The following is a 19482-nucleotide window of genomic DNA, read 5'->3' as shown; positions in this document are numbered from 1 at the left end:
TCAGAACAGCGAGCGGACGGGATTGGCTCGCATTGACTTCAGCGTGACGTACCATTCGGGAGGCTCCTTGCGGGCGCCGTCCTCCAGATCTCGCTCGACCTGCCTCATCGAGGACCAGTCGGCGATGATGAATTCAAGCCGCTGGTCGTCCGCGGCCGGCAGGTAGGAATGGTCGACGACGATCGGGTTCTCCCCGTCCTCGTCGGACAGCCTCACCGCCATCTTCAGCTTGGAGAGAATGTAGACGACCTCTTCGGCCGAGCCAGGAGTGGATCCCCCGGAGTGGACGGGTATCAGGAAACTGGAACCGAGTGGCTCGATGACCCGCGACTCATCGACCACCTCGCCGGGGCCGAAGGACTCATCGATCAACCGGACACTTATCCGGCCGTTCGTTTCATGGACTTCGATGTGGTGGTTGATGAAAGTTCGCTCGATGATCGCCATGGCCGTTCTCCGGTGTGAGTTTGACCGTAGGTCCTCGGACAGCAGGTCACAACGGACCGCGGATCATACCGCCGGGAGCGGGTTCCGTCCCGTAAGGATTCGATAGCGGACGTCGACGGTGGACGGCGTGGTTAATCCTCTTGCGAAGGGCCGCCCTGGACCGCAAGCATTCATGTCCAGTCCCAACATCAAGCCCTGCAGGAGAAGAACTGTGATCGACCAAACTGCCATCGACAGCGCCTCGCTCGAGGATCTCGTGGACCTCAAAGAGCGCGTCGAGAAGAAAATCGCCGACAGGATGGCCGCCGAACGAGCCGATCTCGAAAAGCGCCAGGCAAGCCTGGCCAAGCTGACCGAGCGGATCGAGAAGGGTCCGAAGGCGCTGAAGAAGCCGGCCACGGCCAAGAAGACCGAAAAGGACTCGGGAAAAGGCGCCGACGGCGACGGCAAAGCCGCTGAGCCGCCTGCCGGCGCTCCGGAGGCCAACGAGGCGGCGGTGACCGCCTGATCGCCTGTCAGCGTTGGAATGTCGGCGGATCGGCCGCTGTTGGCGCGTAGTGCGTGATATCGAACAGACCCGGGTTGTCGAGCGCGAGCCTGACGGCCTGGGCGCCGAGTTTGGTCAGGGCGTCATTGTACTCGCGGCTGAAATGGTTCGCCGCGTATTCGTGCCCGAGCTCGTGGATGACGAGGTCGATCTGCTCGACCCGTAGGGCCCCCTCGAACCATTCGGGTCCGAGATTCCCGACATTGAAGCTCATGCGGCGCCGCCCATAGGCCGCGGTTGCGTTGAACCACGCCAGGAACTCGATTTCGATCTCGTGGCCGATGGTGGCCTGGGCGAAGGCCTGGCAGAACCCGGCAAAGGCTTCCATCGCCGGCGTACGCTCGACCCGCTTGGCTGGCTCGCCATTGGGATCGAAGGGTTTCGGGCTCGGCGTGACCTGGCCAGCTGGCTTGGCGGCGCCACTGGCGCGCACGTTTTCCCATTGCGCGCCGGTGAAGGTCCCGCCGTGGATGACGCGGTAGCCGCGGGAGGCGGCGATATCGTTCGCCTCTCGATCGGAAGGATCGTAGGCGACGACCTTGTCGCCAAACCGTTTGGTGATGACTTCGCTGACCGCTCCGGGATCGACGTTCCGGTGTTCGATGGCGTCCGACACCCAGGCGGAATCGGCTTCCTTCTCGTCCAACAGGTGCGCGGCGTTGCTCAGGACGGCGGCGCGCAGCTCGCGGATGTAGGCCGGCGGTAAGGAATCGCGCTCCAGGGACAGCGGGACCTTTTGGCCGACGTCGACATCGAAGCGATCGCTCTCGGTAACCGGGATGCCCATCTCGCAGATCTTGGGCTGCGCGCCGGGTGCAGGCTCATAGAGCGAGACCGTGGTCTTGCGCGTGGTCCGGCGCAGCACGCCGTCTTCGCCGGCGATCTCTGTCGGCAGGGCGCACTGGAACGAGAGGATGGGCTCGCGCTGCGGCAGGAGCCTGCCGTTGATGCGGGTGACGATGTGTACGGGCGGGATCACTGATCGCAAAAAGTCGGCGACCTCGGCGAGCTCGGTTCGTGTCATCGCCATGGTCGCGGTGAACTCCGTGCCGGCCGGGCGCTTCCGGCGTGGGAAGTCGTGCCGGCCTGTCCCGTCGAACACCACTGTCCCGGTGGTCGTGGCGATACTCGCGTTCTGACACAACGCGAGAACGAGCTTTTCACCGAGATTGAAGCGGCCGCGCAGGGTAGGGTCGGATTTCTTGGTGCTGTCGGCGAAAAGCGTGAAAGAGTGAGCCAGGTCGGTAAAGCCTGTCGGGCTGTCATCGATGATGCTCAGGGTGGCCTTGGCTTCGCCAGGCACAGGGGAGATCGTCAGGTCGACCCGCGTGACGCCAGGTGCATCCCAGGCGTTCTGCAACAGCTCCGCGACCGCGAAGGACTTGCCTCCTCTGCGCTCCATGAGCTTGCGGAGTCCCGCCTTGTCGACTTCGAACCATTTCATTGAGAACGCCTCTGGCGGGCATCTTGCATGTGCCGTCGGAAAGTTGCCAATCGAAGGCCGCACCGCTACGGGTACGTACTACCGAAACGAATAGAATTCGCCTTTGCTGCACTCGATGGCCGCACCGTTCAACTTGGAACGGAATGAGCCTTCACGGTCGGGACTGGATGCGCTCGTGGCGGGCCACCACCACGCGTGCTCTTCATACGAGCAGCAGGAGCAAATGCGACCGAAGGGGTTGGGGCCGTCACTGAGAAGGCGGGCCTGATAGACGACAGGATGCTTGCAGGAACCGGCAGCGAGTTTCCGCGCGCTTTTAAGCCGCGCTCGCGCCTTCTCGAAGGCGAGCTCTGCAGCGAGAAGCTGCCGGTTGCGGTTCGTTACCCGCATGGTGGTTCCTGTAGGCATCTAGCCGGTCACCGCCACTCGCATCGGCATCAGGACATAAATCGAATTCGAATCTCCTTCGGATTGAACCAGCGCCGGGGAGCCGGGATCGTTGAACTTCACGATCGCCCGTTCGCCATCGAGCTCGGAGGTGATGTCCAGCAGGTAACGAGAATTGAAACCGATCTCCAACGGCTCGCCACCGTAGTCAACGTCGAGCTCCTCGGTCGCCGCGCCGCTGTCCGGATTGTCGACGACCATGATCAGGCGCCCGTCCGACAGGGTGAGCTTCACCGCCCGGCTCTTGTCCGGAGCAACTGTGGCGACCCGGTCGACGGCGTCGGCGAAATCGCGCTTATCAATCACCATCACTTTGGTGTTGTTGGCGGGTACGACACGACCGTAGTCCGGGAAGGTGCCGTCGATCAGCTTGGACGTGATGATGGTGTCGCCGGCGGTCACGCGGATCTTCTGCGTGGACAGATCGATCGTGACATCCCCCTCCAGCCCATCGACGAGCTTCTGGAGCTCTCCAACGGTCTTGCGGGGGACAATGACGCCCGTCATCGAGGTCGCCGGTGTCGGGCAGGGGACCTGGGTCTGTGCAAGACGGTGCCCGTCGGTCGCCACCGCGCGCAAGTGCTTTGTGTTGCCCTCGGTAACCGGATGCAAATAGATGCCGTTGAGGTAGTAGCGGGTTTCCTCGGTGGAGATCGCGAAATGGGTGCGATCGAGCAGTGACGAGAGATCTGCGCCCGTGAGGTCGAACGACACCGACATGTCGCCGATCTCGAGCGCCGGGTGATCCTGGGTCGGAAGCGTGAGCAGCTTGAAGCGTGAGCGTCCGGACTTGGCGACAAGCGTCGCATCCTGGTGCTCAAACAGCACCTCGCTGCCGTTGGGCAGCTTCTTGAGGATATCGAAGGTCATGTGCGCGGGGACCGTGGTGGTGCCCGAGGTCGTGATCTTCGCGGCGATGGTCTCCGTGAGTTGCAGATCGAGATCCGTGGCGCGAAGCGTCAGCTTGTTGCCCTCTGCCGTCAGAACGACGTTGGCGAGAATCGGAATCGTGTTCTTTCTTTCAACGATGCGCGAGATGCGACCCATGGCCACGAGCATGGCCTCTCGTTCGACGGTGAATTTCATAATCTTCTGTTCCCTGTTTCGGATTAAGCTGTGCCCGCTTGCGTTGCGCGTCACAAGCAAGGATTCGTATCTGTGTGCGCTCCGGGCTGTGGAAGACGTGGACAGGCGTCAATCGTCTGCCGACCCGGCGGTCGCATTGTCGGGAAGCGCGCGCCATGATCCCTGGTCAGAAACTTTCCAGGTTTCAGTGCCGCCAATCGGGGAAGCCATTTCGAAGACGACCTTGATCATTTTCTCCGGGTTGGAGCCGGCCTCGATACTGGCCAGCAGCCGCAGCGCGAATGAGCGCTCAATCCACGAATCCTTGGCGCGGAAGGCCTGTGCGATCTTCCCGTAATCGACGGCGTAAAGGCCGGAATTGCGGAATGTATTGACCTCAATCAGGCCGATGCCGTCCGGTCCAGCGCCAACATCGATGACATAAGCCGGCGGCCTGGGAATGTAGCGCGAATCCCCTTCATTGTGGCTTCTCAGGAACCGCCTGACGAGCCGCGCCATGTCGGCAACCATCTTTCGGTTCTCCACGGAGCTTGTGGTGCCGCGGTCGAAGGCGCCAGCCCGATCCGCCGGTTGCTCGAGGACGGCGACGCGCGGATCGAGCCTCCGCGGGCCGGGCTGAGCGTCGAGGATTGTCAGCGTGCGATCGGACGGCGTCGAGGCGACGATTCGGTCAGCCACGATGAAGAACCTGTGCTCATATTTGAAAGGCCTGAATTCCTGGACGATGAAGCAAGGGTCGAGCCCATCATTGGAGCCGATAGGTGCAAGTAGGCGGGGCCATTCGTGGCCGACGGCGCGGATCAGGGCGCAGGCGACATCAGCTTCCCGCCGGACGTCTTCCAAACCGACGACCCACGTCCCTCCCTTGAACGTGGCGTTCTTCAGGAAGGCTTTCGAGGTGCCCTGGCGGGCCATATCGAGAAGCGTCAGGGTTAAATGGTGGATGCCGACCGTATCCTGGAGCGCGCGCCCGCAAGTCTGTCGGAAGGATGGCCAGCCCCAATAGGGATTGGAGACGCGAAAGCCCTCCCTCAGCCGTCTGGCTGCGGCTCGGGTGGGAGTTTTGACGCGTGGCTTTCCTCTCGGGGAGAAGCTGAGCAGCCTGACGGTACGCTTCTCCGGCGGCAGGCCTTTCTTGTCGCGATCGAACATGGCCAGGAACGTCACCGGAACTTTGTTTCGGACGTAGCTCGTCATAACCAGCGCATCCTCTAGGGCGTGCTGTTCGGGCAGGCGCGGAGCGGGTCCAGCTGCAATGTCGGCGGCGGCCGCATACAGCGACTGGGCCTCGGTCAATCCACCACGTCCGAGGATTAGGCGCATCGCCGTGCGATCGGAGACCTCGTAGCGGAAGTTGTAGTCGAGGAATTCCTTATATGCGGTCTCGTTGACGAAGCGATCGAGGCCACCGTCGAGGCGGTCGAACAGCGCGCGCCACTCACTCATAAGTGCGCCGGCCTGCGGTCCATAGGCCCTCAGGACCGCGGCGAGGACGGCGTCCGTCGGCAGGAACCGCACACGCATCGTGAACGGGGCGCCGCGAATGCCAAAGGTCTCGAGCTCGGCCAGGATGGGGATGTCGTCGTCGCTCTTGGCCATGACCGGATTCCAGAATCCGCCCACCATGGCAGGACCAAAGGGATCGACAGACAACAGGTCGGAGACGCGCTTGGCTTCCGAGACGACTTCTTCGACAAGGACGTTCATAAAATATGCCCCTCCAGCAAGGATTCGACATTCCATGCGGTGGGCGCATCAGGCAACGAGAAGATCGTTGGCCTGCGGCCGGTGGCTCCGGTCAGTCCCCGCATTCCACCGTGCTGCGCGGGAGATGGCGGAGCAGTCGTCAGTGAGCCGATGCTGTGAGGACGGATTGGCGCGTGTAGGTGAAGAGACCTTCGGGGTCAGAAGTCTCGCGACTTCCGCCCCTCCGGTCGAACGTGGTTTCTGTTGCCAGGTACCTCGGGGACCTCGCCCTAGGGTGCAACCCCCAGGGGCTTCGATTGGCCTGCCGGCGCTGCTTTAAGCAGCGAGAGCAAACCGAGCATTGTTGTCATTGGCAACTATGCATTAGCCCGATGACGGCGGAACAATACCGGGGGAAGGCTCGCCTTTTACGCCCTCGTCGATCCTATTTCGCCCCCGCCGGAAACCACCTGAAACGATGGGTTCTGGTGGAGGCGCCGGGTACCGCCCCCGGGTCCGAATGGTTTATTACGACTGCGTTTATCCCCATAGCCGGCGAACCGGCGGGGAGAGATATACGCTGGTCGTCGGCCAGGATCAATGCCCGGAGTTCTGGTAGGGTTATCGAATCCTTGTCTGCGTCACGGCCGAGGGAGATTGGCAGGTTCGGTCTCGTTGGCTTCCGAACCGCATAGCTCGACGATCCGAGCTCGCCTGCGGACCATGTAACCCGGTGTGCAATAGCAAAGCGTCGTGGAGGCGCCGGCGTGCAGGGTTCGGAAAGAGCCGGCCTCGACCAGCTCGCCGGCGGCGCAGAGGCGGGCGAACTCTCTCTTCACTCTTTCGGTGTCGGGCGACTCGCGACCTGTCGGGGTTGTTTTGATCCATTTCAGCTCCCAGGCGACGTCGCGAGCGCTCATTGCGGGACGTCTGAAGGGATTTTGGAGGTCCACCATCAGCGAGGTCGAAGCGAGGATCTTCGCTTCGCGTTGTCTGATGACGTCCATGATGGCTTCGGCGTCGGTCATGGTTCGATTGTTGAGGGCGTCTTCAGCAATTGGCAAGTTGGGAGTTCGCTCGGCCGTCGCAGTCGTCGGGCGTCCGGGACGGCGTTCAAGGGACGATGCGATCCAGACCACGCCGTAGCCGGGGAGTGGTGGCGCATCGCGGAGGTCGGCCGTGTCCGCACGGACTCCCAATCGGTCGAAGGTCTTCGCATCATTCGCCTGAGGCGGGGGCACCTCGCTCACTTCGTCGTCTCTTTCGCGTGTTGAGCCCAGGGCGGAAACGGAATCCAAAACGTCCTTGAGGAGGTGCTTAACAGCTTACGCGCGTCGCCGTCTCGACGGGTTCGATTTTTTGAGGGATCGTAAGCGAATCCGTGAATGGAGATCGGGATGACGGGGCTGGATGAGATCAAGACGATCGCGGGATGGGAGAAGGCGCGGGGAGGCGACCGCCCGGCGCCGTTCGAGATGTTCTTCGCTGACGCGATCGTCGAGGCGGTCGTGCGGTACGATGAGCCTGGCAGGTTCGACGGGAACTGGCTGAAGGTCAGGGTTCGGCGATCGCGGCTTGGCAATGCCTTCGATCTCGAACTGCTCGATGCGGCAATCCAGGGCCCGGCGGCCGAAGTTCATCGGGAGCGCCACCTAGCTGGAGCGGAACGGGTTCCGGCCCTGATCGGGACGGGGATCTTCCGCACCTTCATGAAGGAGGCCGAACGGCTTGCACACGCCGAGTTTTTCTCGGCCGTCGCTGTCATTGGCGTGGGGCACGCTCTGCTGCGGGAAGCGCTGTTGCGCAATGGCTATCGCTGTTTTTCAGCCGGATCCTTCCGTAAGATCGTGAGGCCGTTGTCGCGCCCGCGTCGAGGGGTTTGCCAGGCGTATCCAACGCGTTCGCAGGACGCTCACTGCGTATCGCTGGTCTGACCGGGAAGCACGCCGGATACGCGTTCCGGCGATTTGATGCCAGGGTCCAGTGCCACAAGGTCGCCGGCCGCACGGCCCTCGAGATAAGAGTCGTCGAAATCGAAGCTTCCGGGCTGCCGCCTGGTGCGGATGGCGAGGCCCCGGCGGATCATTTCCTCGTCGATCAGCGCGTCGTGAAGCACGATCAGGCCGGTCCCGGTCCTGGTTTTTGGCTTGAGTGCCCTGATACGCTTGCTGAGACTGTCGGCCATTCCGTCACGGAAGGCTATGCGCTTGGTTCGGCGGACTGAAAGCCGATAGAAGGCCCATTCTCCGTCGCGGGCGGCGCATTCCGAACGAACCGCCCGAGCGCAGATATCCAGCAGGTACTGCGCGATTTCGACCTCATGGGTCATCCCGAAGAACGAGTAGACGACCGGATGAACTCCTGGCGGGCTGATCCAGTTGCGGGCGCCGGTCAAGGCGGAAATTGCATTGGCGACGGTGTAGAAGCGGGGCCCAACGTCGTCGTCGGTGTGGGCTTGCTCGGCTCCGGCGAACGGGGAGGCGCGCATCTCGATTTCGTCCATCGAGAGGTTGTACTGCTCAAGGAGCGCGGCCGCCTTTTCGGCGGCGGCGATTGCCTCATCTTCGGTGCAGCCATTGGCGACGGTCTTGGCAAGCAGTGCGCGGATGCGGGCCGCGATGCTTTGCCGCTTGGCTGTGTTCGGTTCGTTCGGCTGGCTCATGGAGGCGAAATTGCCGGGGAGTTGTCACCGGGTCCACGCGATTCGGCCGATTTCCTCGTAATTCGTAGGTCTGGCGGCTTGCGGCCAGGCGGCCTATGGTCCGGCTGCAGTAGAATCGAGTTTGACAGGAAGAGCCATGGATCGTCGCGTTGGACCGTATCTCTATAAGGAGGGATGGAAGGCCCAGAAGCGGTTTTCGGCCGACGGGACGTCGACGAGGACTTTCACGGTCGTTGTTTCTTCAGCCTATGACGCCGGGATTATCGGCACTGAATACAACGGTATCGCTATCCTCGATGAGGATAAGACTTCCGTTCTGCTGGATCAGCATCTCATCGCGAGCAGTGGGTACTCTGTCCCGACCAGGCAGCAAAAGGCTGAATATCACCGCATCCTGGGAATGAACTGGGCGGAGTTTTCGGAGTTTTGCCGGACCAACAAGCGCTTCCGGAAAGGGGTCGCTCCTGACATCGAGGCGCGACGCGAACCGGACTATGTCGAGGACGACGGGCTCCGCCATGCGATCCGCACGGGGATGGCTTCTGAGACCGGAACGGACATCCGCACGCCCGAAATGAAGGAGCTCGACGATAAGGTCGACGCCGGCGGACTGAAGTTTCCCTGTCGTACGCGCGAGCAAATGCTCGTTTTCCTTGGGAACCACGAGATGAAGCCGCCGGACCATCACGGTGCGGCGATCGCCTGGAATATCAAGGCCCGCGGTTTCCCGGTCAACGGCAAGGGCGAGATCGCAACTGACGATCGTTTCGACAAACGCTGGGAGGAGTATCTCCAGCAGCATTGCGATGAGGTGTTTTGGCAGGCCTGCGAGGATGAGCTCAGTCAGTTTCTGGACGGTTCGTACGACACCTATCCTGGCGAGGATGAAGGTTCGTACGAATTCGGGACGAGAGGGCGTCAGAACGGCTGGCTCTATTTGCGAGCATGGGACGGTCCGCAGCCGAAGCGCGGGCACAACCCGATGCACTTCGATCATTACAGCGAGTATGTCGAATACCTGCTGGCGCTTTCTCCGGCAGATCTTTGTCGGCTCTACAAGCTTGTCGCCAACGTCGATCACGACGTGAGGGATCCGGACGCCGCGATCGCGCACCATTTCAATTCCCGTCGCTCGATGCTGGAGCAGGAATGGGCTGCCGAGCTCGAGAACGAACCGGAGAACGGGCATTCGCCGACGCCGTAAGCCGTTGGATCTTGTCGTTGAACGATGTTGTTTTCGACAAGCCAACAACGAATCCTTGGCAAAGATTCAAGCTTGCGAAAGCTCTCGCGCGCATGGAACTTCATTACAATATTGTGTCTGTAAGTTTCTGGCTTTGAAATCCTCTGGATTGTTGTTCTTGCCATGGTATTTGGCAGGTAATTGAATCCTTCAGAGTGGGTACAGAGCCGTACGATGCCGAAGCTTGTCCTGGTGGGAAAAAGGGGCGGGGCGCGTCGCAGGGCGTTCGCCGCGGCGCTCACGATCGGAAGCGTCGTTCTGGCGGCCGCCGCTCCAGCGCGTGCAACTTACCAGTATTTCCGCATGTACGGCGGCTGGGGCAATCAGCAGCAGTCCGATCCACCGCCCGGGCAGGGATCGACGCTGTCGCTAAGCTACGCGACGCCGGATCATATCTCGAATGACACTGCCTTCACCGAAGGCCCGACCGTCACCGGCGCTCAGGGGCCGACCTCATTTGCTGTCGTCTCGGGCTCCTTGCCGCCCGGCCTGTCCTTGGGTGGGACCAGCGGCGTCATCGCTGGTGCGCCGCTGGTATCTGGCGCGTTCTCGGCGGTCGTGCGCGTGTCGGATGGCACTGCAAATGCGGAAGCGCGGGTGGCCACACTGGTGGTTGACCCTTTCTCGATCCGCACGCCGTTTGCGATCGCGGGCAGCGGAATGGTGACGGCCGTCGTCGGTGATCAGGCGGCACTGACCTTCACTGGGCAGGGTGGCGTCGCGCCCTATGCGATGGCGACCGAGACTGACGTGCCTGGTCTCACCGCCTCAAACGGAACGGGGTTTGCAACTATCTCGGGAGTGTTTGCTACGCCTGGCGTCTACTCGCTCGGCGCATCGGGCACCGACGCTGACGGTCGATTGGCCTCGTTCGGTCCCATCGCGGTCTACGTCAATGAGGCGCTCGCGCTGCCGCAAAGCTTGCCTGACGCCAGGCAGTATTCCGGGTACGGCGCCGAGCTGCGCGCGACAGGTGGACGAGGACCATACTCTTACGCCATCGCCGGATTGCCCGATGGGCTGCACGGGCTAGGGGGCAATATCGGCGGCACGCCGAACGTGGCGGGCACAGTCATCCTTGCGGTAACGGTCACGGATACGGACGGACGCACAGCGTCCGGACCTGTAACGCTGAATGTGCAATCGACGCCAGGCGGATCGTTCGGGCTGCCCGCCGGGCCGGCGCAAGCTGCGCTGGGTCAGTCTTTTTTCTATAATTTCACGCCCTCAGGCGGCGCACCGCCCTACAATCTTGCCCTGACCGGTGACCTTCCTCCGGGGCTTTCATTCTCGGGGCAAGCGATCTCTGGTGTGCCTACGCAGGAAGGAACCTACCCGAACCTGCAGGTCACCGGCACGGATGCCCACGGCAACTCTGCGGCAAGTCAGATTTTCACCATGACCGTGGTGTCGCAGGTTGTGGTCGCGTCCGGCGGCGCCTCGAACGGGGTCGTTGGTCAGCCATATTCAGCGCAATGGCGGGCCGCCGGCGGCGACGGCGACTATGTGTGGTCGATCAGCGGTTCGCTGCCACCCGGCTTGTCCTTTGACGCCGGCGGCATCCTGGCGGGCACTCCGAGTCAGGCCGAGACCTACGGGGGAATTTCGCTCACCGTGACCGATGGTGCGGGACGCACAGCTTCAACGGGTGCGATGTCGATTACCATTCGCCCCCAGGGGCTAATGGCTCTTGCAGGCGCTCTGCCGGCACAGGCCACAGTGGGCGCGCAGTATGCGGCGAGTTTTTTGGCGATCGGTGGGACCGCGCCGTACCGCTATGCGCAGGTTGGTGGGTGGCCGAGCTGGTTGACGCTCAATCCTGCGACGGGTGAAGCATCGGGCACGCCGGACACTGCCGGGACCTTCGGTGGGCTGGCGGTGAGTGCAACCGACGCTCTGGGCGCGACGGTGAATTCTGCGGACTATACGATCTCGGTCTCCTTGCCGGGTTTTTCCGTGTCGGGCTCATTGCCGCGGGCGATGACCGTTGGAGAGCCTGTGGTCGACCTCAACAGTCAGCCGGTTGCGCTTCATGTAAACGGCGGCATTGACGGGGTCACGTTCTCGGCGACCGGCCTTCCTCCTGGCGTGAATGTCGACCCCGTGACAGGAGCCGTCACTGGTGCTCCGACATCTGCCGGGACATTCACGGTGACGGCGCTCGGCGCGAGCGATGGGATCGGCCGCTATGCGTCGGCGCCAGGACTACCGGCGACCGTAATGGTCTACGGCGCGATGTCGATCGCGGGCAGTCCTTCGCCGACTGCAGTCGCTGGTATTCCTTACTCGGCGGCACTCACGGCATCGGGCGGCAACGGCCGGACGATCTATTCGGTGAGTTCCGGAAATCTACCCTCGTGGGTCTCCTTGAACGCCGGATCGGGGGCATTGAGCGGTGTCCCGTCGATGGCAAATGTTGGGACGGTCGGCCCAGTGGTTGTCTCGGTAACTGACGGCATCGAGACCGCGGCGTCAGCGCCGTTCTCGATCACGGTCTTGCCGGCGAGCGCAACGGCAAGCTTGTCGACGGCCTCGCTGTTGCGATCGGGAGCGCAGATCTCCGGGACGCTGTCAACGAACTTCGATGTGCCGGTGTGGTCCTTCGATGCGTCGGCAATCCTTGCGCCCCCGCTGACCCTGTCCGTTTCAGGCAACGCTTTCTCCGGGGTAGCTCCTTCGGTGAGCAATGTCACCAGGTACACGGTCACCGCTACCGCGGCGGAGAATGGTGAAAGCGCTATTGCGCCTTCGTTCGCTCTGACGATTGCGGGGCCGCCGACCATTGCAGATCCGACCAGTGTCAGCGCAATCGTCGGGCATGCGCTCGTCGGAGCGCCGACTGCGGCTGTTGCCAATATTCTCGGCACCGCTTCAGTAGATCTGTTGCGAAACGGCGCTCCCTTTGATCTCGGCACCGTCTGTCCAGGATTGGGCTTTAATGGGACAGCCGTTGCCGGAGTGCCGACGGCCGGATGTACAGTATCGGGCCTTGCAATGCGGGTCGTCGATTCCTTCGATGGCGCGCAGGCGACATCGGGGAGCTTCTCAATCTCCGTGGATCCGTCGGTAGTCGTGTCTGGCGCGCCTTCGTCCGGTGCGGTTGGCGAGAGCTACACCTATACTCCTTCTGTTTCGGGCGGCTCGGGCCATTACACCTACGCGCTGACCAATCAATCCGGCTCGCTCGCGGCTCTCGGACTTTCGTTCAATGCCTCGACCGCGACGATCTCAGGGATCCCCGGCGCGCAAGGTCAGTGGCAGGGCTCCATTGTCGTCACCGACACCGAGGGGAGCAGCACGACGGCCAATCTGGTCGTGTCGATTGGGCCAGCGCTGGCAATTTCGCCGACTTACGGCATCGTTGGCGACCAGGCGACCATTGTGGTCGGGAAGCAGGTTTCCGGATCGTTTTCGGCCTCAGGAGGGCAGGGCGCAGACACTTTCTCGGTTGCTTCGGGAACACTTCCGAACGGTGTCGTTCTGACTGCCGCCGGGAAGCTCGTTGGTTCGCCGGCGCCGGGCAGCGCGGGTAACTATACCGTGTCGGTGGCGGTCAGCGACGGGCAAGTCACGGCGACGACGGACCCGTTCGAGCTCACGGTCCTGGATGCGCTATCGGCGAGCGGCCAGGCCCCATCAACCGCGACCGTCGGGCAGCCGTACTATGCGGTCTTCACGGCATCCGGTGAGAGTGGCAGCTACAATTGGCTGATGACCAATGGTCCGTCGTGGTTGACCGCCACGCCGAGTGGTCCCGGAAACAATACCTTTACGCTATCAGGGACACCAACGCAGGGTGATCCCGGGCGCCTGATCACCATTACGGTGACCGACGCGGGAAGATTTGGGGACACGATTACCGTCCAATCCTTCACGCTCATGGTCATTTCGACAGTGACGATCTCCGGAGGACCGACCGGGACGGTTCTTGGGAACGTCGGTCAGGCACTGACCGCTCCAGCGCCAACCTATGCGAGCAACGTCGGATCGGTGTCGTTTGCATTGCTGCAAGGCGGCGCTCCGGTTTCGAACCTCGCAGCACTTTGTACGGGTCTGTCGTTCTCCACCTCGAGTGGGGCGATTTCCGGAACGCCAACTGGCACCTGTGACCAAACAGGCTTCACCATCCGCGTGACGGACGCGTCGACCGAGCTTTCCGCGACAACGGCAACGCCGTTCGCGCTTTCGATCGAGCAGCCCGTGGCGTTGGCTTCGATATCGCCGCCATCTATGATCGCGAAGGAGACGGTGGTCTCCTATGCGCTCTCAGCGTCGGGCGGCACGGGCCCCTATAGAATCGCCTTTGCGGGGGGAACGGGCAGCGCTGGCACGGGGACCATCGTATCCGGCGCTTGGAATGGTCTGTCATTCTCGGACTCCGGCATCGGCGGTACCCCACAGGTGGGGGCGGATTTGACCAATGTGACCGTCACCGCCATCGACGCACGTGGCGAGAGCAGCGTGCCGGTCCAGATGAACATTCATGTCCAGCCGGAGCTATCAATCTCGCCGGCTTCGGGACCGACGGGAGCTGCGGCTGTCTGGCTGTCGAACGTTACTCCATCGGCCTACTTCCCGGGTTTCACTGCGGCCGGAGGGGCTGGGAACTACAGCTACTCCATTGCCGGAACGCTGCCGACGGGTCTCGTGTTCGACGGGACGCGGGGAGATCCGAACGCCGGAAAGTTCATCACTGTTCCTGGTCAGGCAGGGACCTTTCCTGGCCTCGTCGTCACGGTGACGGACGGCGTCCGAAGTGTGTCGACCGAGCCCTTCAGTGTTGTGATCGAGAGTCCGCTCGCCTTGAGCGGATCGCCGCCAACCGCTGGGATTGCCGGCACGCCGTATTCGGCGACCCTCACTGTTTCCGGCGAGAGCGGATCCTACGAGTGGTCGGTCACGGGCGCACCCTCCTGGATGACCATCACCCCGAGCGGAGCTGGCAACCAGACACTGACGATCTCGGGCACACCGACAGGACTCGAGAACGACACGATCACCATCTCCGCAAAGGACATGGGTCCGCTCGGTGACACGGTGACAAAGACTGTGTCGCTGTCGACGCAGCTGCAGGCCATGTCGATTGCTATGTCGCAGTCGGCTTACTTTGTTTTGACAAATAACGGCGCAAACTTTCCGGCACCGACCGTCACCGGTCTGCTCGGGACACCGACCTATACGCTTCTGCTGAACGGATCGACACCGGTGACCTCGGCTTGCGGTCTGTCGTTCGACTCTTCGGCCGGCATCATCAGCGGAACTGTTCCGTCCACAAGCTGCAACGCCAACTTCACGATGAAGGTGGTCGATTCGAACGGTTCAAACGCCACGAGTGGATCGTTCAACATCGCCACGAGCATCGCAACCCCGGGAGCACAAGTCGCGTTGCCCTTCGGGTCGCCGATCAACGCGCGTGCCACCGCGCCGGCGCCCTATACCGGGCTCTGGGCGGTCAGCAACTTCGTCGGTGACTGGGTCTTCCAGACAACGTCATCAAGCATCAGTCCGACGGCGGCGGGAACCTATCCGGCATTGACCTATACGGCATCCTCAGCGTCGGACTGCTCGACGGCGAAGGCTGCCAACTACAAGGTTGGCGGCATCCCGGCGGGCTCGACCCAGGGCACCTGCTTTGTCTATTACGCCGCGCCCGTGCCGAACAATGCGATCGTGACCTATAACATCTCGGCCTACATCCAGTCCGGCTCGACCAAGGCAACAGCCGGCTCCTTCACGATCCGTGTGACGAATCCATTTGCCGTCAACTTCCCTTCGGGCACCCTGGCAGGGACTTTGGGCACTGCATTCACGGCTCCTGCTCCGGTCGTTGTCTCCGCCGGCGGCTCGGTGGCATACTCGCTGCAGTCGGCCGGGACTGGCTGCTCAGGCGTCTCTGTGACCCTGGTCTCTACGGCAACCGGCCAAATCAAGGTAACCTCGCCGACCGGGCATTGCACCCAAACCGGGATAACCGTGAAGGCCGTCGACTCTTACGATTCGTCACCAGTAACCGGCACATTCGCGGTCTCCTTCTAGACCGCGAAGCGCGCGGCTGCCCTGCCGAGCAGATGTCTAGCCGCTCCGCCCACTGGGAATCCACGGCGCGACGGGCCGTATACGAACACCGTGGCGCCACAGCCCGGCGGACCGCCTTACTCCGTCGCTCGATTGGAAGGGCCTCGGCTCAAAGTTCGTCCGAGCGAAGCCTGGCCCTTGGTTTGCGGGGAAAAGTTGTCTTTTGAACCACTCTCACCGCATTCGGCCTGAGCCACCGTGTATGGGAAAGACAATTGAATTGGCCCAGCGTCAGGAGCGAGTGTGATGGTCGAGTTCGTGAACAAGGTGACGCCGAATACGCAGCTATTCGAAGTCGACTACAATAGCTTCGATTTCGATCCCAAGACCGGGTCGCTTGTCCTGAAGTTTGGCCGGTTGCCGCCGGTGAATGCCGTCCAAACGCAGGTCAATGTCGACCTCGACGCCGTCGTGGAGGTCGGTCAGCCCTTGTCCGTGAATTTCATCGCCTACATGGTCAAGCTTGCCAAGGCGATTGGAATGGACCTCGAGGAGATCTGCAAATCAGCCAAGCCACCGGCGATCGGACCGAACGGTAAAAAGAACCACTGATCGACGTCAGCCAGTTCTAGCTGGCGGCCTCGTATACCATCACACCGTCGCCCATCGTCAGCTTGCGCACGGGTCGCGCCGCCGCCGGCGGCGTTGCCAAAAACCGCCAGGACGACAACCGAAGCCAGGGCTCGATCGCGTAGCCGGGGACCTCGGCAAGAGCCACGAGTGATCCGGTCAGGGCGGCCGGAAAATGAGGTCGCGCGGCAAAGGGTAGAAGGAGCAGCTCCAGCGTTACCGGGGTGCCTTCGACCGCGGTCGCAGAGACCCCGACCACCGCCGGAAGCGTTTCGTTCACCACGGCAGCCAGGATCTCGCCGATGTCGGCGCGGTTGGCGCCGGAGAACAGGCCGGGCAAGGATTCGCCAGGCAAATTGCGGTCAAGCAGCTTGCATATCCACGTACCAACCATCGTGAACGGGAAGCCGCTGTGCGGCGCAGCCGACGCCACGAATGTGTGGGCTACCATGTGACGAATGGCGGACGGGTCGATCTGATTCCGGGAGGGAGCGCGGGCTCCCGCGCGCCGCGAATCCCAATACGCGAAGAAATCCCGGTTCGATTGGTGCTTCATGGCGTCCTGGTCTGTCCGTAGGCGGGACGTTGGTGTGCCGTTTTCGCTCAGGGAGCGTCTGTCGATGATCGTTACGGCAGACTTGTGCATGGCTTGTGCCGAGACTGAGCTGGAGAGTCGCCAAGGATTAGATAACCAGACCGCGGGTAGCGAAGTCGATCGAGGAATAGGAAATTAATCCTATCTCTACGGTTCCCAAAGGCTGTCGCTCGAAGATTTGCACTTGTTGCAGATGCGATTGCCGGCGGAGTGAGACCAGAACGGGCGCGTGCACGACAGGCATTTGCGCATTTTGCCAAGATTGCGCGCGTCGCTCACCTCTTCGGCCTTCGGAGGCTCGTCCACCCCGCGCAGGGTCTCTTCGAACTGAGGGAGCTCCTCGATTTGCGGGACGACGATGCGGCGCAAGAATAGAGTGTGGTCGCCGCCAACTTCCTGCATGAGCCGGTTTGCGACCACGTCGACGCTGCGGTGCAGGCGGACCGCCGTCTTGTCCAGCGGCAGCCGACCGTCCCGCCGGGTCAGGTCCCGCTTGGCTTTTTGCCACTTCGCCTCGTCGTCCGAATTCCAGGCGCGCCGGTGGGTTTCGTCGCTGAGCGGGCGCTTCGGCAGGTTGAACCGGCTGGCGGCGGTCTGGATCGCGGACGTTGATCGGCCCAGTACGGCTGCTGTCAGGATGATCGACCTGGTGGCGCACCAGTATCTGACCAAGTGCTCGCGCTCCTGATCTCCCCACGTTTTTCCGACGACAGTCACAATCCAATCCTTCGTTGACGTGTTTTGAATCTTCGTGAAGGTTGAGGCCTCGTCAACAGGAAATGACCGGGGACGAATCCTTACGAACAGTTGTGAGGGACGGGCGACCGAGGTTAGGTTTTTGAGTGTTCGTGCAAGGATTAGATTAATGAGCGTAAGCGATCGGTTCCAGGGGGCTGCCGGCGGAGCGGCGTCCGCGGTCAGGAAAATTGCAGGCCGGCCGGCGGGGCGGGCTGAGATGCCCGTGTCCACACATCAGGACGAGGCCGTCGCGACCACACTGTCGCGGCAGGCCTATGCGCGTGAGCGGTATGAGCTGCTGTTGAGGACGCTATATGGGCTGCTTATGCTGCTTGGGGTCTCGCTTTTGCTAAATTTCTGGTTGGCCCTGCGGCCGGTCGAAATCAAGTATTTTGCTACCGACTCGCTCGGTCAGATCAGGTCGCTGACGGCTCTGGACCGCCCGATCCAGTCCAAGGGCGAGGTGGTCAACTGGACCACGAACGCGATCACCCAGGCCTTTACCTTCGGATTTTCGAATTATCGCGAATCCTTCGAGGTCTCGAAGCTCAACTTCACGGATTCTGGATGGCGCGGCTTTCAGCAGGCGGTCGAGGCCCGCAAGATCCTCGCCGATGTCATTGAGAATAAATATGTGACTTCTTCCGCGCTGCGCGAGGCTCCGGTTGTGTCGCAGGAAGGTATCGTGGATGGTCGTTGGGGCTGGAAGATCGAAATCCCAATGCTTGTGACCTACGAGAGCGCTTCTGCGCATCAGACCGTAGGATTCATTGCCGAGGTGATCGTCGTTCGTCGGCCGGAGTCCGAGAATCCGAGCGGATTGGGGATCGCGCAGATTCTTGCGAAGTAAGGGGGATCGCAGGTGTTTAGTTCGTCCAAGTGTTTCCGGACGGGTGTTGGGTTGCTACTGGCGGCCGCGCCCGCAATTGCCAGCGCGCAGCAATCCGGTCCGCCGCGGTTGAGCATGGATCCGCCGCCGGCTGCGATTGCGCCTCTACCCGGCACGATCCAGCAATCACCGGCGGTCGTGCCGCCGGCGGCCCGCGGCGGTGGCGGGCTTGAAGACCTTGCCATTCCCCAGCAGCAGCCACAGCAGCAACCAGCATTTCAGCCGACTGGAGCTGCGCCGGTGCAGATCGGGGCGCCGACGGCGCCTGGGCGTTCGGCGGAGGACGAGGCGTTCGAGAGCGCCGTGAAGCAGCTCGTGCCGCTGACGCCGGATCAGATCACTGAATTCCGCAAGCGTCAGGATGCCGCCCGGCGCGCCCAGAACCTGCCAATTGCGCCGGTGCGTCCTGTCACGCGTACGATTTCGCTGTCGCTGAAGCCGGGCGAGCCGACGCCGGTGATCCGGGTTACGGCCCAGCGCGTCACGACGCTGACCTTCGTGGATATTACCGGGAAGCCATGGCCGGTGTTGTCGGTCGCAACCGGCGATCCGACGTCGCTCGAGGCCAAGTCGGCCGGCCCGCAGAACGAGACGAACATCATCACCCTGTCGCCGATCAGGTATCAGGGCGCCACGAACGTGGCGGTGACGCTGACGAAGTATCCGGTGCCGATCGTGATGACGGTTACCACCGGCCAGGAAGAAGTCGACTATCGCGTGGATGTGCGGGTCGGGGCCCGTGGTCCGAATGCGATTGCCGACATGATTGGTGGAGGCGGGCTGTCGCCGACTAACGACACGACAATGATCTCCTTCCTGGATGGCGTGCCGCCGCGGGGTGCCGAGAAGGCGTCCACCGGTTCGCGCGACGTCGAGGCTTGGATGTTCGAGAAGATGATGTACGTGCGGACGACCGCCGAGCTGCTGTCGCCTGCCTACATCTCCAAGTCCTCCGGCAATGCCGGGGTGAACGTCTACCAGATGGTCGAGGCGCCGGTGCTGATCGTTTCCCGTGAGGGACGTATGGCGACCGTGTCGGTCAGGCGCTGAGGA

At 62.3% G+C, this 19482-nt stretch carries 15 protein-coding genes and 1 other RNA gene; 7 read left to right on the top strand and 9 right to left on the bottom strand.

The genetic code is table 11. The annotated features are described in order from the left end of the window. A complete protein-coding gene (locus ACVIGB_RS03550; protein ID WP_456718117.1) occupies positions 1–447 on the bottom strand; it encodes a hypothetical protein in 447 nt (148 codons plus the stop codon). Between the two features lie 211 nt (positions 448–658). On the opposite strand from ACVIGB_RS03550, the gene ACVIGB_RS03545 reads away from it, so the two are divergent. Beyond that, a complete protein-coding gene (locus tag ACVIGB_RS03545; RefSeq protein ID WP_456718118.1) occupies positions 659–955 on the top strand; it encodes a hypothetical protein in 297 nt (98 codons plus the stop codon). 7 nt (positions 956–962) lie between these two features. Here the strand turns inward: ACVIGB_RS03545 and ACVIGB_RS03540 are convergent, their stop codons facing one another. The 5 genes from ACVIGB_RS03540 to ACVIGB_RS03520 form a co-directional block, all read right to left on the bottom strand. After that, complete coding sequence (locus ACVIGB_RS03540) at positions 963–2354, bottom strand: hypothetical protein (RefSeq protein WP_456749086.1); 1392 nt, start codon at positions 2352–2354, stop codon at positions 963–965. 492 nt (positions 2355–2846) lie between these two features. Continuing rightward, on the bottom strand, positions 2847–3971 hold the full coding sequence (gene dnaN / locus ACVIGB_RS03535; protein WP_456718120.1) for a DNA polymerase III subunit beta: 1125 nt from the start codon (positions 3969–3971) through the stop codon (positions 2847–2849). A gap of 108 nt (positions 3972–4079) precedes the next feature. Further along, complete coding sequence (locus tag ACVIGB_RS03530) at positions 4080–5678, bottom strand: ATP-grasp domain-containing protein (RefSeq protein WP_456718121.1); 1599 nt, start codon at positions 5676–5678, stop codon at positions 4080–4082. A gap of 229 nt (positions 5679–5907) precedes the next feature. Then, positions 5908–6262, bottom strand: a transfer-messenger RNA (tmRNA) gene (ssrA, locus tag ACVIGB_RS03525). A 36-nt stretch (positions 6263–6298) separates the two neighbouring features. Then, on the bottom strand, positions 6299–6955 hold the full coding sequence (locus tag ACVIGB_RS03520) for a hypothetical protein (protein ID WP_456749085.1): 657 nt from the start codon (positions 6953–6955) through the stop codon (positions 6299–6301). 87 nt (positions 6956–7042) lie between these two features. On the opposite strand from ACVIGB_RS03520, the gene ACVIGB_RS03515 reads away from it, so the two are divergent. After that, positions 7043–7591 (top strand): hypothetical protein, encoded by a 549-nt coding sequence (locus tag ACVIGB_RS03515; RefSeq protein ID WP_456718123.1) that lies wholly within the window; start codon positions 7043–7045, stop codon positions 7589–7591. Here the strand turns inward: ACVIGB_RS03515 and ACVIGB_RS03510 are convergent. Next, complete coding sequence (locus ACVIGB_RS03510) at positions 7570–8319, bottom strand: DUF7168 domain-containing protein (RefSeq protein ID WP_456718124.1); 750 nt, start codon at positions 8317–8319, stop codon at positions 7570–7572. The two genes, ACVIGB_RS03515 and ACVIGB_RS03510, sit on opposite strands and share 22 nt — an antisense overlap. A 136-nt stretch (positions 8320–8455) precedes the next feature. On the opposite strand from ACVIGB_RS03510, the gene ACVIGB_RS03505 reads away from it, so the two are divergent. The 3 genes from ACVIGB_RS03505 to ACVIGB_RS03495 all read left to right on the top strand — a co-directional run bounded on the left by ACVIGB_RS03505 (position 8456) and on the right by ACVIGB_RS03495 (position 16189). Then, positions 8456–9523 (top strand): hypothetical protein, encoded by a 1068-nt coding sequence (locus ACVIGB_RS03505; protein ID WP_456718125.1) that lies wholly within the window; start codon positions 8456–8458, stop codon positions 9521–9523. A 213-nt stretch (positions 9524–9736) separates the two neighbouring features. After that, the gene (locus ACVIGB_RS03500; RefSeq protein WP_456718126.1) at positions 9737–15598 is read left to right on the top strand and encodes a putative Ig domain-containing protein; all 5862 of its coding nucleotides are present in this window, start codon (positions 9737–9739) and stop codon (positions 15596–15598) included. Between the two features lie 285 nt (positions 15599–15883). Then, the gene (locus tag ACVIGB_RS03495) at positions 15884–16189 is read left to right on the top strand and encodes a hypothetical protein (RefSeq protein ID WP_456718127.1); all 306 of its coding nucleotides are present in this window, start codon (positions 15884–15886) and stop codon (positions 16187–16189) included. A gap of 16 nt (positions 16190–16205) precedes the next feature. On the opposite strand, the gene ACVIGB_RS03490 is transcribed toward ACVIGB_RS03495, so the two are convergent. Then, positions 16206–16763, bottom strand: a complete 558-nt coding sequence (locus tag ACVIGB_RS03490; protein WP_456749084.1) for a PAS domain-containing protein — start codon at positions 16761–16763, stop codon at positions 16206–16208. 186 nt (positions 16764–16949) lie between these two features. Then, a complete protein-coding gene (locus ACVIGB_RS03485; protein ID WP_456718129.1) occupies positions 16950–17519 on the bottom strand; it encodes a hypothetical protein in 570 nt (189 codons plus the stop codon). Between the two features lie 148 nt (positions 17520–17667). On the opposite strand from ACVIGB_RS03485, the gene ACVIGB_RS03480 reads away from it, so the two are divergent. Further along, the gene (locus ACVIGB_RS03480; protein WP_456718130.1) at positions 17668–18390 is read left to right on the top strand and encodes a DotI/IcmL family type IV secretion protein; all 723 of its coding nucleotides are present in this window, start codon (positions 17668–17670) and stop codon (positions 18388–18390) included. Between the two features lie 114 nt (positions 18391–18504). Next, complete coding sequence (locus ACVIGB_RS03475; protein ID WP_456718131.1) at positions 18505–19479, top strand: DotH/IcmK family type IV secretion protein; 975 nt, start codon at positions 18505–18507, stop codon at positions 19477–19479. Positions 19480–19482 lie beyond the last annotated feature (3 nt).

This window comes from Bradyrhizobium sp. USDA 4341 (assembly GCF_054063755.1).
Note: the sequence above shows the minus strand (reverse complement) of the source record. Positions and strands in the feature narration are given on the sequence as shown.

Coding starts and splice junctions, on each gene's coding strand:
- ACVIGB_RS03550 (WP_456718117.1), bottom strand. CDS start 447: ATGGCGATCATCGAGCGAACTTTCATCAACCACCACATCGAAGTCCAT.
- dnaN (WP_456718120.1), bottom strand. CDS start 3,971: ATGAAATTCACCGTCGAACGAGAGGCCATGCTCGTGGCCATGGGTCGC.
- ACVIGB_RS03530 (WP_456718121.1), bottom strand. CDS start 5,678: ATGAACGTCCTTGTCGAAGAAGTCGTCTCGGAAGCCAAGCGCGTCTCC.
- ACVIGB_RS03515 (WP_456718123.1), top strand. CDS start 7,043: ATGGAGATCGGGATGACGGGGCTGGATGAGATCAAGACGATCGCGGGA.
- ACVIGB_RS03510 (WP_456718124.1), bottom strand. CDS start 8,319: ATGAGCCAGCCGAACGAACCGAACACAGCCAAGCGGCAAAGCATCGCG.
- ACVIGB_RS03505 (WP_456718125.1), top strand. CDS start 8,456: ATGGATCGTCGCGTTGGACCGTATCTCTATAAGGAGGGATGGAAGGCC.
- ACVIGB_RS03500 (WP_456718126.1), top strand. CDS start 9,737: ATGCCGAAGCTTGTCCTGGTGGGAAAAAGGGGCGGGGCGCGTCGCAGG.
- ACVIGB_RS03495 (WP_456718127.1), top strand. CDS start 15,884: ATGGTCGAGTTCGTGAACAAGGTGACGCCGAATACGCAGCTATTCGAA.
- ACVIGB_RS03490 (WP_456749084.1), bottom strand. CDS start 16,763: ATGAAGCACCAATCGAACCGGGATTTCTTCGCGTATTGGGATTCGCGG.
- ACVIGB_RS03480 (WP_456718130.1), top strand. CDS start 17,668: ATGAGCGTAAGCGATCGGTTCCAGGGGGCTGCCGGCGGAGCGGCGTCC.
- ACVIGB_RS03475 (WP_456718131.1), top strand. CDS start 18,505: ATGGATCCGCCGCCGGCTGCGATTGCGCCTCTACCCGGCACGATCCAG.